This window comes from Sphingobacterium siyangense (assembly GCF_023277505.1).
GTDB classification, from domain to species: Bacteria; Bacteroidota; Bacteroidia; order Sphingobacteriales; family Sphingobacteriaceae; genus Sphingobacterium; species Sphingobacterium siyangense.
Map to the genome: position 1 here is coordinate 5,941,629 of NZ_CP080574.1, position 14,112 is coordinate 5,955,740.

At 40.8% G+C, this 14,112-nt stretch carries 12 protein-coding genes; all 12 read left to right on the forward strand.

What is annotated here, in order from left to right; genetic code table 11:
• Positions 1-14 precede the first annotated feature (14 nt).
• The 12 genes from atpD to leuB all read left to right on the forward strand — a co-directional run bounded on the left by atpD (position 15) and on the right by leuB (position 14,082).
• Positions 15-1,517 (forward strand): F0F1 ATP synthase subunit beta, encoded by a 1,503-nt coding sequence (atpD, locus tag K2F45_RS24975; protein WP_075994361.1) that lies wholly within the window; start codon positions 15-17, stop codon positions 1,515-1,517.
• 21 nt (positions 1,518-1,538) lie between these two features.
• Complete coding sequence (gene atpC / locus K2F45_RS24980) at positions 1,539-1,787, forward strand: ATP synthase F1 subunit epsilon (protein ID WP_075994362.1); 249 nt, start codon at positions 1,539-1,541, stop codon at positions 1,785-1,787.
• Positions 1,788-2,185: 398 nt separating this feature from the next.
• Complete coding sequence (locus K2F45_RS24985; RefSeq protein ID WP_075994363.1) at positions 2,186-3,076, forward strand: branched-chain amino acid transaminase; 891 nt, start codon at positions 2,186-2,188, stop codon at positions 3,074-3,076.
• Positions 3,060-4,760, forward strand: coding sequence for a dihydroxy-acid dehydratase (gene ilvD, locus K2F45_RS24990; RefSeq protein WP_075994364.1), 1,701 nt, complete (start codon positions 3,060-3,062; stop codon positions 4,758-4,760). The genes K2F45_RS24985 and ilvD overlap by 17 nt, the downstream gene beginning before the upstream one ends.
• Positions 4,761-4,878: 118 nt before the next feature.
• Positions 4,879-6,621 carry a biosynthetic-type acetolactate synthase large subunit gene (gene ilvB, locus K2F45_RS24995; protein WP_075994365.1) on the forward strand — a complete coding sequence of 581 codons (1,743 nt, stop codon included), beginning with the start codon at positions 4,879-4,881 and terminating at the stop codon, positions 6,619-6,621.
• An 8-nt stretch (positions 6,622-6,629) separates the two neighbouring features.
• On the forward strand, positions 6,630-7,220 hold the full coding sequence (ilvN, locus tag K2F45_RS25000) for an acetolactate synthase small subunit (protein ID WP_070570155.1): 591 nt from the start codon (positions 6,630-6,632) through the stop codon (positions 7,218-7,220).
• A 14-nt stretch (positions 7,221-7,234) separates the two neighbouring features.
• Positions 7,235-7,699, forward strand: coding sequence for a DinB family protein (locus K2F45_RS25005; protein ID WP_172840740.1), 465 nt, complete (start codon positions 7,235-7,237; stop codon positions 7,697-7,699).
• Between the two features lie 45 nt (positions 7,700-7,744).
• Positions 7,745-9,226: a ketol-acid reductoisomerase gene (ilvC, locus tag K2F45_RS25010; protein ID WP_075994367.1), complete on the forward strand. Its 1,482-nt coding sequence runs from the start codon at positions 7,745-7,747 to the stop codon at positions 9,224-9,226.
• Positions 9,227-9,360: 134 nt separating this feature from the next.
• Positions 9,361-10,758 (forward strand): 3-isopropylmalate dehydratase large subunit, encoded by a 1,398-nt coding sequence (gene leuC / locus K2F45_RS25015; protein ID WP_075994368.1) that lies wholly within the window; start codon positions 9,361-9,363, stop codon positions 10,756-10,758.
• 10 nt (positions 10,759-10,768) lie between these two features.
• Entirely contained in the window at positions 10,769-11,359 is a 591-nt protein-coding gene (gene leuD / locus K2F45_RS25020; RefSeq protein WP_075994369.1) for a 3-isopropylmalate dehydratase small subunit, read from the forward strand.
• Positions 11,353-12,831, forward strand: coding sequence for an ATP-binding cassette domain-containing protein (locus K2F45_RS25025; protein WP_075994370.1), 1,479 nt, complete (start codon positions 11,353-11,355; stop codon positions 12,829-12,831). Before leuD ends, K2F45_RS25025 begins: the two co-directional genes overlap by 7 nt.
• A gap of 177 nt (positions 12,832-13,008) precedes the next feature.
• A complete protein-coding gene (gene leuB / locus K2F45_RS25030) occupies positions 13,009-14,082 on the forward strand; it encodes a 3-isopropylmalate dehydrogenase (protein WP_248932619.1) in 1,074 nt (357 codons plus the stop codon).
• Positions 14,083-14,112 lie beyond the last annotated feature (30 nt).

Here is a 14,112-nt window from a genome sequence, read left to right on the forward strand (position 1 = left end):
TTAGTCCCTATAATATGCCCAAGATTGGTAAAATAGCGCAGATTATCGGCCCAGTTGTTGACGTCAACTTCGCCGACAGTGAAAATCTACCTAAAATTTACGATGCATTGTACATTCAAAAAGAAAATGGACAACGTGTTGTATTAGAAGTTCAACAACACTTAGGTCAGGATCGTGTACGTACAATTGCCATGGACGCAACTGAAGGTTTAGTTCGCGGAATGGAAGTTGTCGATACTGGTGCTCCTATCAAAATGCCTGTTGGTGAAGAAATCAAAGGTCGTGTATTCAATGTAGTTGGTGATGCCATAGACGGGATCCAAAATTTGAATAAAGAGAATGGTCGTCCTATCCACAACGTACCTCCTAAATTCGAAGACTTGTCAACTGAATCCGAAGTACTTTTTACTGGTATCAAAGTTATTGACCTTTTAGAGCCATATGCTAAAGGTGGTAAAATTGGTTTATTCGGTGGTGCCGGTGTAGGTAAAACTGTATTAATCCAAGAATTAATCAACAATATCGCAAAAGGTCACGGTGGTCTTTCTGTATTCGCCGGTGTAGGTGAACGTACACGTGAAGGTAATGACTTATTGCGCGAGATGTTGGAGTCTGGTATCATCAAATATGGTGAGCACTTTATGGAAGGCATGGAAAAAGGCGAATGGCCTTTGGATACTGTTGACCACGAATTGATGAAAGATTCTAAATGTACTTTCGTATTCGGTCAAATGAACGAGCCTCCTGGTGCACGTGCGCGTGTTGCTTTATCAGGTTTGACAGTTGCGGAATATTTCCGTGACGGTGATGGCGAAGGTCAAGGCCGTGACGTATTATTCTTCATCGATAATATCTTCCGTTTTACACAAGCAGGTTCTGAAGTATCTGCCCTTTTGGGCCGTATGCCTTCAGCCGTAGGTTACCAACCAACATTGGCAACTGAAATGGGTTTAATGCAAGAGCGTATCACTTCAACTAAAAACGGATCAATCACTTCGGTTCAAGCTGTATATGTACCTGCCGATGACTTAACTGACCCTGCTCCAGCGACAACTTTCGCTCACTTGGACGCAACTACAGTATTGTCTCGTAAAATCGCTGAGCTAGGTATCTACCCTGCTGTGGACCCTTTGGATTCTACATCACGTATCCTTTCTCCTGCCGTTTTAGGTAACGAACACTATAATACTGCACAACGTGTAAAAGAAATTCTTCAACGTTATAAAGAATTGCAAGATATCATCGCCATCTTAGGTATGGACGAATTATCTGAGGAAGATAAACAAACTGTACACCGCGCACGTCGTGTACAACGTTTCTTATCTCAACCTTTCCACGTTGCAGAACAATTTACAGGTTTAAAAGGTGTATTGGTAGACATCAAAGATACCATCAAAGGTTTCAATATGATCATTGACGGTGAAGTAGATGAGTACCCTGAAGCTGCCTTCAACTTAGTAGGTAACATCGATGATGCTATCGAAAAAGGTAAAAAATTATTAGCAGAAGCAGTTTAATCTAGATTATATCTAAGAATAATGAAATTAACAATTATCACTCCAGACAAATTAGCATTCGAAGGCGAAGTAACATCCGTTACTGTACCGGGCACTGCGGGTTCTTTTCAAATTTTGAAAGACCACGCTGCCATCGTTTCTACTTTGGAAGATGGAAAAGTAATTATTCAACAAGGTAACGGTGGACAAGAAGTGTTCATTAAAGGTGGTGTTGTGGAAGCAAAAGACAACGTCATTACCGTGCTTGCTGAAGGAATTATCGGAGATTAAATCAAATCGATTTTATAAAATCTAAAAAGCTTCCGATAGAAATATCGGAAGCTTTTTTTTTAAAGTTTTTTTGACATTTTCTTCATTTTAGGAAGAAAATTGGCCATTGTAACAAAAAATAATTTTTTACACCTGTAGACCAATTTTAAATATGGTATACGACTAACAAAATATAAAACCGAATAAAATGAATTATTAAAAAATAAAATTTTACAAAAACATATTTAATGAAATTTTATTCTAAATACAAAATTAGCACTTTACCTATTGCCAATTATTGTAATTCCTGCTACCTTGAGGAAATGAAAATCGAAAGTTTTTATAGAAGCTTGAGATAGCATGATTTACCACCAATATTACAACAAAGGGAACTATTATACTTAGGTAAATTTTGGGTTATGAAATATTACGATAAAAACACGTTGATCTATTTAGATGGAGCTTTTGTAAAAGCTTCCGAAGCAGCATTGGATCCCTTTGCACAGTCACTGCATTATGGGTATGCGGTGTTCGATGGTCTACGTGCGTATAATACCCACAATGGACCACGTATCTTTAAAGCTGACATGCATTTCGATCGCTTAAAGAGATCGTGTGAAGCAGTTAATATTCCCTATCGTTGGAGCAACCGAGAGCTGATCGACATCTGTTATGAGCTCCTGGCCAACAACAACCTAAGAGAAGCTTATATACGTCCATTGGTATTGACCGGTTCAAATATGCACCTAACCTCATCAACCGAAGCAACCATCATGATGGCAGCATGGGAATGGGGACCATATCTTGGTCAAAACCTATTAAAGGTATGTATCTCTGATATCAAAAGACCTAATCCAAAGTCGTTTAAAATTGACTCGAAGATCTCTGGGCAATATGTAAACTCCATCCTTGCGACAACTGAAGCCATCAGGAAGGGTTACGACGAAGCGTTAATGCTCGACCACGAAGGCTACGTTGCCCAAGCATCCAGTGAAAATATTTTCATCGAAAAGGATTTCAAAATCTATACGCCGCCAGTGAAGAATATCTTCCCGGGCATTACACGTCAGACCGTAAAAAACATTTGTAAAAAATTAAACTTCGAAGTCATTGAAAAGCAATTGACGATAGAAGACATTTATACTGCTGACAGCGCTTTCTTATGCGGGACTGCGGCAGAAATTATCGGAATCAAACAAGTCGATGATGTCATCTACAAAGAAGCCTGGGAACACAGCATAGGTGCATCAATCCAAAGAAGATATAAAAATTTAGTATTAGAGAACGAAAATTATGAAGTCATCATCTAACGGCGAAAACGGAATGAACAAATACAGCCGTACATTTACACAAGACGAAACGCAACCTGCTGCAAAAGCAATGCTTTATGGTATCGGTCTTACGGATGCCGACATGGACAAAGCACAGGTCGGTATTGCCAGCATGGGATATGATGGTAATACGTGTAATATGCACTTAAATGATTTGGCACAAATCGTCAAGAAGGGCGTTTGGAACAATGATTTAGTGGGTTTGACCTTTGGAACCATTGGCGTCAGTGACGGTATGAGCAACGGTACCGATGGGATGCGTTATTCGTTGGTAAGTCGTGATGTGATCGCTGATAGTATCGAAACGATCTGTGGTGGACAGTATTATGATGGCTTGATCTCTATTCCTGGCTGTGACAAAAACATGCCCGGTGCTATTATGGCAATGGCCCGTTTGGACCGTCCTTCTTTAATGGTGTATGGCGGTACTATCGCTCCAGGCCACTATAAAGGTGAAGAATTAAACATTGTGTCTGCATTTGAAGCATTGGGACAACGCATCTGCGGCAATCTTTCCGATGAAGACTATGAAGGCATTATCAAACATACCTGCCCTGGTGCTGGTGCTTGTGGCGGAATGTATACAGCAAATACTATGGCTTCGGCAATTGAAGCCTTGGGAATGAGCTTACCATACTCATCTTCCAATCCAGCGATCTCGGAAGAAAAGAAAAATGAATGTTTAGAGGCAGGTCAACATATCCGCACGCTGCTTGAGAAAGATATCAAGCCCTCTGATATCATGACACGTAAAGCATTTGAGAATGCGCTACGTACCATTGTTATCTTGGGCGGTAGTACCAATGCTGTACTTCACTTTATCGCAATAGGCAAAGCCGTGGGCGTAGATATCACGCAAGACGACTTTCAACGCATGAGTGACGAAACCCCTGTATTAGCTGACTTCAAACCATCCGGTAAATACTTGATGCAAGATCTTCAGCAATTTGGTGGAACTCCTGCTGTCATGAAATATCTTTTAAATGAAGGTTTACTTCATGGTGACTGTATTACGGTAACAGGAAAAACGGTCGCTGAGAACTTGGCTGATGTTAAATCAATCATGGAATATGACCAACCGATTATCAAACCATTGAGCGATCCAATCAAGGCTACTGGACACTTACAGATTCTTTATGGGAACTTAGCAGAGAAAGGTTCTGTTGCCAAGATTTCCGGTAAAGAAGGTGAAAAATTCACTGGTCCTGCACGCGTATTCGATGGAGAGCATGATTTAGTGGCCGGTATTGCATCTGGTAGAATCAAACCAGGAGATGTTGTCGTAATCAAAAATGAAGGTCCTGTTGGAGCACCAGGCATGCCTGAAATGCTTAAACCAACCTCCTTGATTATTGGTGCCGGTCTTGGTAAATCTGTTGCTTTAATTACCGATGGCCGTTTCTCAGGTGGAACACATGGTTTTGTCGTAGGGCATATCACACCAGAATCTTACAAAGGCGGATTAATCGGTCTTGTACATGATGATGACGTTATCGAGATCGATGCAGTGAATAACAGCATCAATGTGCTACTTTCCGATGAAGAGATCGCGCAACGTCGCGCCGCTTGGGTACAACCAGCGTTAAAAGTTAACAAAGGAGTTTTATACAAATACGCTAAAACTGTTGCCGATGCCTCAGAAGGCTGTGTAACGGATCAGTAGAAAATAAAAACAGAGACATTAAGCAAATAGAGACCTAAACAATCGATGCTTAATGTCTCAGATCAAATATCTAAATACTAAAAAGACTGAATAATCAACAATAAAAAAAATCAACGTAATGAGTACACTGGAAATAACAGAAAATAAGGCCGCTACAGCGCAGCAAACTCCGACACAAATTTCGGGATCGAAAGCTGTATTGGAGGCCTTATTGAGCGAAGGAGTTGATACCGTATTTGGTTATCCTGGAGGCGCAATTATGCCGATCTATGATGCCCTTTATGATTATACGGATCGTCTGAAGCATATTTTAGTGCGCCATGAACAAGGTGGAATCCACGCGGCGCAAGGTTATGCAAGAACTTCAGGTCGTACAGGCGTCGTCTTTGCGACAAGTGGTCCTGGAGCAACAAACCTAGTTACTGGACTGGCTGATGCCATGATCGATAGTAACCCTATCGTCTGTGTCACAGGTCAGGTCTTTGCTTCACTCTTGGGAACAGATGCTTTTCAGGAAACAGATGTCATCAATATCACGGCACCGGTCACCAAATGGAACTACCAAGTCACCGACGCAACTGAAATTCCAGCTGCACTCGCAAAAGCATTTTATATTGCCAGCACAGGTCGTCCAGGACCGGTATTGATCGATATCACTAAAAATGCACAAATGCAATTGTTCGATTACTTTGGTTATGAAAAATGCAACCACGTACGTAGCTATAGACCTGCACCACAAGTTCGTAAAGAATATGTTGAGCAGGCAGCCGAGTTAATCAACAATGCAAAAAAACCATTTGTTCTTTTTGGACAAGGTATCATTCTTGGAAAAGCAGAGGAAGAATTCAAAGCTTTTATCGAAAAAACTGGCATTCCTTCGGCATCGACCGTAATGGGCTTAAGTGCACTTCCAACGGATCATCAACTTCACGTAGGGATGTTGGGTATGCATGGTAACTATGCGCCAAATGTCATGACCAATGAATGTGATGTTTTAATAGCCATCGGCATGCGTTTCGATGACCGTGTAACAGGTCGTTTGGACAAATATGCCAAACAGGCAAAAGTAATCCATTTGGATATAGACCCGGCAGAGATTGACAAAAACGTACAGACAACCGTACCTGTATGGGGCGACTGTAAAGAAACTCTTCCGATGCTTACAGAATTGGTAACGGCTGTGGATCACTCCGCCTGGCTTGCACAATTCCGTGAACTTGAAAAAGAAGAAATCAAAGAAGTCATCCAAAATGAACTTCACCCACAAACAGATATTATGACCATGGGTGAGGTCATCAATGTGTTGAATGAATTGACAGGTGGTGATGCGATCATTACAACGGACGTCGGTCAACACCAAATGGTAACTTGTCGCTATGCTAAATTCAACAACAGCAAATCGAATGTAACCTCAGGGGGCTTAGGAACGATGGGCTTTGGTCTTCCGGCAGCAATCGGTGCCTGGTATGGCGCGCCAGAGAAAACTGTCGTAGCGATCATCGGTGATGGTGGTATACAAATGACGATCCAGGAGCTCGGAACGATTATGCAATTTGGCGCAAAAGTCAAAATCATGATCCTCAATAATGAATTCTTGGGCATGGTACGCCAGTGGCAGCAATTATTCCACGACAGACGTTATTCATTCGTGAATATCACGAGTCCTGACTTTGTTGCTGTAGCGAAAGGCTATTACATCGACGGTCAGAAGATTTCGGAACGTAAAGACCTACGTAATGCCCTGAAAACCATGATTGATCACGACGGTGCATATCTATTGGAAGTGATGGTAGGTAAGGAAAACAATGTATTTCCAATGGTTGCACAAGGAACATCGGTATCGGAGATACGCTTAAAGTAGAATTTAACATGGAAAAACAAGAATATACCATCACCCTATATACAGAGAATTCAATCGGTCTTATCGGTCGGATCTCAACAATTTTTTCAAGAAGAAAAATCAATATTGAAAGCTTGAATACTTCTCCTTCTGAAGTAGAAGGAATACATCGTTTTACCATCGTAATTACGGAGGCTGAAGATGTTCTGCGTAAGCTTTGTCGTCAACTGGAAAAACAGATTGATATCCTCAAGGCCTATTACAACACCAATGATGAAGTGATCTGGCAAGAACAGGCGCTGTATAAAGTACCTGCGGATGTGGTCAATGAAAAAGTATATGTAGAACGTTTACTACGTCAATATGGTGCCAATGTTGTTGTGATCCGCAACGACTATATCGTCTTTGAAACTGCAGGTCACCGCGAAGAGATCGACAAGTTGACAGAAGAATTGACCAAATATGGTTTGATCGAATTTGTCCGTGGCGCACGTATCGCCATCATTAAAGATAGTGCAGGTTTCCATTCCAAATTGGTTCAGTTTGAAGCCAAGGAACCATCGATAGAAATTGTAGAAAACGAGTATCTCGACAAAAGAGATGACGTATTTACGATGTAAGTTTTAATAGTATTATGCAAGAGACATTTAAATTTATCTTAAAGTCACGTCAAAAATTCATTGAATTACTTGACGGTCTTTCCATTGAACAGCTTAACAAAATTCCCGCGGGATTTAACAACAATATCATCTGGAATTTTGCCCACATTGTCGTCAGTACACAGACCTTGGTTTATGTCCGTACAGGAATCAAGGCCGATACGAACTGGGTAAAATATAACGAAGATTATAAAAAAGACACCAAACCAACCCGCTTTGTTGAACAAGCAGAGGTTGATGAATTGAAAGAAATCGCAATCCGCAGTATTGAGCAAATTGCTGCTGACTATGAAAACGGTGTTTTCGGAGAAATCACCTCTTTTTCAACAGCAACCTATGGCTATCCAATGGATACCATTGAAGAAGTTATAGCCCTGACATCAGGACACGATAACGTTCATTTCGGTTACGCAATGGCTCAACGCAGATTAGTACAATAATTAAAATAAATAATCAACAACCCATAACAGAAAGAAAGTAAAACAATGGCAAATTATTTCAACACCTTACCGCTTAGAGAGCAGTTAGAACAATTAAGTCACGCTGAATTCATGGACAACACCGAATTCACGGATGGTGTAAACGCTTTAAAAGGTAAAAAAATCGTAATCGTAGGATGTGGTGCGCAAGGCTTGAACCAAGGTTTAAACTTAAGAGATAGCGGACTGGACGTTTCTTATGCTTTGCGTAAAGAAGCTATTGAACAAAAAAGAGATTCTTGGAAAAACGCTACGGACAACAACTTTAACGTAGGCACTTACGAAGAATTGATCCCATCTGCGGATTTAGTTATCAACTTGACTCCAGATAAACAACATACTTCAGTAATCAACGCTGTAATGCCCTTGATGAAAGAAGGCGCTACGTTATCGTATTCACACGGTTTCAACATCGTTGAAGAAGGTATGCAAATCCGTAAAGATATTACTGTCATCATGGTTGCTCCAAAATGTCCAGGTTCTGAGGTTCGTGCAGAGTACCTTCGTGGTTTTGGTGTTCCTACTTTAATCGCTGTTCACCCGGAAAATGATCCACAAGGAAAAGGCTGGGCTGAAGCAAAAGCGTACTGTGTAGGAACAGGCGGGCACAAGGCTGGTGTATTGAAATCTTCATTCGTAGCTGAGGTAAAATCAGATTTGATGGGTGAGCAAACAATTCTTTGTGGATTGTTGCAAACAGGATCGATCTTGTCTTTCGACAAAATGATCGAGAAAGGTATCGAAGCTGGTTACGCATCGAAATTGGTACAATACGGTGTAGAAGTGATTACGGAAGCCTTAAAACATGGTGGTGTAAGCGGAATGATGGACCGTTTGAGCAACCCTGCAAAAGTAAAAGCATTTGAGATCTCAGAAGAATTGAAAGACATCATGCGTCCTTTATTCCAAAAACACCAAGATGATATCATGTCAGGTCACTTTAGCAAGACCATGATGGAAGATTGGGCAAATGGTGATGCAAATTTATTGAAATGGAGAGCCGAAACAGGTGAAACTGCATTCGAAAAAACACCTGCTGGTGATGTTAAAATCAACGAACAAGAATACTTCGACAACTATACACTGATGGTTGCTTTCATCCGCGCAGGTGTTGAATTGGCATTCGAAACAATGGTTGAAGCGGGTATTAAACCTGAGTCAGCGTATTATGAATCATTGCACGAAACACCATTGATCGCTAACACAATCGCTCGCAAGAAGTTGTTCGAGATGAACCGTGTTATTTCTGACACAGCTGAATATGGTTGTTACTTATTCGATCAGGCTTGTAAACCGTTATTAGCAGACTTCATGAAAACTGTTGACACGGACTTAGTAGGTAAAAACTTCAACGAAGGCAGAGACGCTGCAGTTGACAATGCACAATTGGTTGTTATCAATGAAATTTTGCGTGATCACCCAGTAGAAATCGTTGGTCGCAAATTGCGTAAAGCGATGACTGCAATGAAAGCGATCAAAACTGTTTAAAAGTTCATACGAAATTATACATGCTCCAAAAATCATGAATATTTCGTAATTTAGTATATTGAAATCAAGGTGATATTGAGACATTTACAATATCACCTTGGTTCATATAAAAATAACATAAGAGAGAATAAAAAATGTCAAAAACATTAGTAGAAAAGATTTGGGATGCGCACGTCGTCAAGCGTGAAGAAGGGTTTCCGGATATTATATATATCGACACCCACTTGATTCATGAAGTTACTTCACCTCAAGCTTTCGATGGCTTGCGTAAAAGAGGAATCCCAGTTTTTCGTCCAAAGCAAACGGTAGCTACTGCCGACCACAACGTACCGACACTCAATCAACATTTACCGATCAAAGAAGAGCTATCCCGTTATCAAGTTGATATGCTCACCAAAAATTGTGCTGAATTTGGTATTGAATTATATGGTTTGGGGCATCCATACCAAGGGATTGTACACGTTATTGGTCCGGAGCTGGGTATCACCCTACCAGGTAAAACGATGGTCTGTGGCGATAGTCATACCTCAACACATGGTGCTTTTGGAGCTATTGCTTTTGGTATTGGAACCTCTCAAGTTGAACAGGTCTTCGCAACACAATGTTTATTGCAGTCGAAGCCAAAAACAATGAAAATTGAAGTCAACGGTACCCTTCAAAAAGGTGTTGGGGCAAAAGATATCATCCTATATATCATCTCCAAAATCTCTGCTGCCGGCGGTACAGGTTACTTTATTGAATATGCTGGTTCAGCAATCCGTTCATTAAGCATGGAAGCACGTATGACCATTTGTAACATGAGTATCGAAATGGGTGCACGTGGAGGCTTAATTGCTCCGGATCAGATCACTTTCGACTATGTAGAAGGTCGTGAATTCGCACCGAAAGGTGAAGAATGGGATAAAGCCCTAGCGTACTGGAAAACATTGTATTCTGACGAAGATGCCATCTTTGATAAAGTGTTGACTTTTGATGCTGCAGACATTGCGCCAATGATTACTTATGGTACCAATCCAGGCATGGGTATGGGTATTGCGGAGCATATTCCAGCAACTAGCGCACAAGCGGAATCAGAAAGACCATCGTACCAAAAAGCATTGGATTACATGGGCTTCAAAGATGACTCAACAGTCTTAGGCAACCGTGTTGATTATGTGTTCATCGGAAGTTGTACCAATTCCCGTATTGAAGATTTACGTGAAGTAGCTTCATTCGTTAAAGGCAAGCAAAAAGCACAAGACGTTGAAGTATGGATTGTACCGGGCTCAAAACAAGTAGAAAAACAAGCTAAAGAAGAAGGCTTGGATAAAATATTTGAAGCGGCAGGATTCCAGTTACGTGAACCAGGATGCTCGGCATGTTTAGGTATGAACGAAGATAAAATCCCTGCTGGTAAATATTGTGTTTCGACTTCAAATAGAAATTTCGAAGGGCGTCAGGGACCGAATGCCCGCACCATGCTGGTATCTCCTTTGACAGCAGCAGCTGCGGCAGTAACAGGTAAAGTAACAGATGTAAGAGAGTTGATCTAAGCAGAAAAAAATGAAAAAATTTGAAACTTTAACGTCACAGGTAGTCCCTCTACCTATCGAAAATATTGATACCGATCAAATTATTCCCGCACGCTTTCTAAAAGCAACCACGCGTGAAGGTTTTGGTGATAATTTATTCCGCGACTGGCGTTTTGATACAGACAATCAGCCTAAAACTGACTTTGTATTGAACAACCCGACCTATACAGGGAAAATATTGGTTGCCGGTAAGAATTTTGGTTGTGGTTCAAGCCGCGAACATGCCGCATGGGCTATTCAAGACTATGGTTTTGATGTGGTCATCAGCTCATTCTTTGCCGATATATTCAAAGGAAATGCCCTTAACAATGGTGTATTACCGATTCAGGTACCCGAAGAGTTTTTGGCAAAAATTTTCGAATTGGTGCACCAAAATCCGACAACAGCGATTATCGTTGATCTTGAAAAACAAACAGTCATGTTGACAGAGACAGGTGATCAATTTGAGTTTGAAATCAATCCATACAAAAAATCATGTTTGATCAATGGATATGATGACATTGATTTTATCCTTAACCAGAAAGATTCAATCGAAGCATTTGAAGCAAACAGACAATGGTAGATCCTGTCGTCCATATTGCCAATTTAACCATTCAGTACGGTAAAGATACCGTACTGCAAGACTTAAATTGGCAAATTTTTCCTGGCGAACAATGGATCTTAGGCGGTCCTAGCGGTACAGGAAAAACCACACTTGCAAAAGCGATTGCCGGGCAATTGAAGTATGAAGGCGAGATCACATTCCACCTTAATCCAACAAGCCCACTGCCAGCGAAAATTCACTACGTTTCCAATTGGTTTCAGTTTACCAATCTTGAAGGCGATCGCAATTTCTATTACCAACAGCGCTACAACAAATTTGCAAAAAACGATACATTAACGGTTTTTGCTGAGTTGAAACATTTTGCGCAAGAAGAACAGCTTTCTTTTGAAAACGTACGTTCTTACCTGAACATTTTTGGATTCGAAAATTTCAAAGATCAGCAGTTGATTGAACTTTCGAGTGGCGAACACAAAAGACTGCAATTGATCAAGGCCTTGTGGCTTCAACCTCAGGTGCTCATTATCGACCAGCCTTATACAGGACTAGATGCACAGTCTCGGGAAGATCTCAATCAGATTTTCGATCAGCTTGCGGATAAAGGAGTTACCTTGTTGTTGATAAGTAATGATGACGAACAACCGGAATGTATCAATCGTTTTGCGGAGATCCAGCATGGTAAGATTGTTATTCGCCAAAATAGCAATGCGTTATCCAGAGGCTTGCCCCGCACAAGAAAGGCACTCCCCTATTTTCTGCAACGAGCCCCTGAAGTAACTTCTCCAATCATGGTAAAAATGAACAAGATCAATATCTCCTATGGCGAAAAACAAGTCTTAAAGAATATTGACTGGGAAGTAAAAGCCGGCGAAAAATGGTTGCTACAAGGGCATAATGGTTCAGGAAAATCCACGTTGCTCAGTTTAATCAATGGCGATCATCCACAGGCCTATGCCAACGACATCCATCTTTTTGGCAAAAAAAGAGGATCTGGAGAAAGCATTTGGGATATCAAAGAACATTTGGGTATTATATCGCCAGAATTGCATTGGTACTATGATATGAATGCCAACGTTGGGCAGACTATTGCTTCTGGATTTTTTGATTCCATGAGCCTATACCAGCGATTAGGATTTGAACAACAGCAAAAGCTCGAGCAAATTCTCCATTTTTTTGACCTCAAAGAGGTTAAACACAAAACCTTGGGGTCGTTACCATTAGGCCAACAACGTTTGGTCCTATTGGCTCGCACGATCGTGAAGCATCCAGAATTGCTGATTTTGGACGAACCTTGTCAGGGCTTAGATAAAGAGCAGACCCAGTATTTCAACGATGTCATTGATGACCTCAGTAAAAGTGGCCAGACGCTCATTTATGTAGGGCACTTCCAGACACAACTACCAACCTGCATTGACAATAAAATCGTGTTGGAAAAAGGAGAAGTAAAGGCTGTATCCGAAGTTATCCACAAAAAAGAAGCTTTATCCACATGAAAAATGTGGATAACTTCAATTAATTCGAAAACAAGAACAAAAAAATAAAAAGAGAATCAAGCTATCGGCTAAACACTGGAAATCAAAAGTCAAAAATAAAGACAATACAATAGGGCTTAGGCCTATCTTCCAAAGTTTCAATATACATATCGCTGATAGCTCAATACTAAAAATACAATGAAGAAAAATATTTTAATCATACCTGGAGATGGCATCGGCCAAGAAGTAACAACTTGGGGTAAAAAAGTTTTAGAAAAAATCGGTGAAAATTATGGTCATGAATTCAGCTTTGATGAAGCTATCATGGGTCATACTGCAATTGAAGCTACGGGCAACCCTCTTCCTGATGAAACATTAGCGAAAGCAAAAGCTTCTGATGCGATCCTTTTCGGCGCCATTGGCCATATCAAGTATGATAATGATCCTTCTGCTAAAGTAAGACCTGAACAAGGCTTGTTGAAAATCCGTAAAGAACTAGGTCTTTATGCAAATCTTCGTCCAATCCTTTTATTCGACGAGTTATTGGATGCTTCGAGTTTAAAACCTGAAATTCTTCAAGGTACAGATATCCTTTTCTTCCGTGAATTGACAGGTGATGTGTATTTTGGTGAAAAAAACCGTAATGAGGACAACACCTTTGCGTCAGATCTGATGAACTACCACCGTTACGAGGTTGAACGTATCGCACGTAAAGCTTATGATGCAGCACGCACACGTAACAAAAGATTATGCTCTGTTGATAAAGCCAATGTATTGGAAACATCCCGCCTATGGAGAGAAGTGGTACAGGAAATCGCAAAAGAATATCCGGATGTTGAAACTGAGCACATGTTTATCGATAATGCAGCCATGCAATTGGTTAAAAATCCGAAGAAATTCGATGTGGTATTGACGGCAAATCTTTTTGGTGATATCTTGACAGACGAAGCGTCACAGATCGCGGGCTCGATGGGTATGTTGGCTTCTGCTTCCGTAGGTGATGGCACAGGCTTCTTCGAACCTATCCACGGCTCAGCACACGATATCGCTGGTCAAAATAAAGCAAATCCACTTGCTTCAATTTTATCCGCAGCCTTGATGCTTGATATTAGCTTTGGTCTACAGGACGAAGCTAAAGCTGTTACCAATGCTGTTGCTGAAACATTAAAAGCTGGTTGGAGAACCGGTGATATTGCCAACAACAGCACTGAATCTTCAAAAATCTTAGGTACTCAGGAAATGGGTGAAAAAGTATTGGAGTTTATTAAATAGTATACCCTTTTTAATTTGTAAATCTTTTGA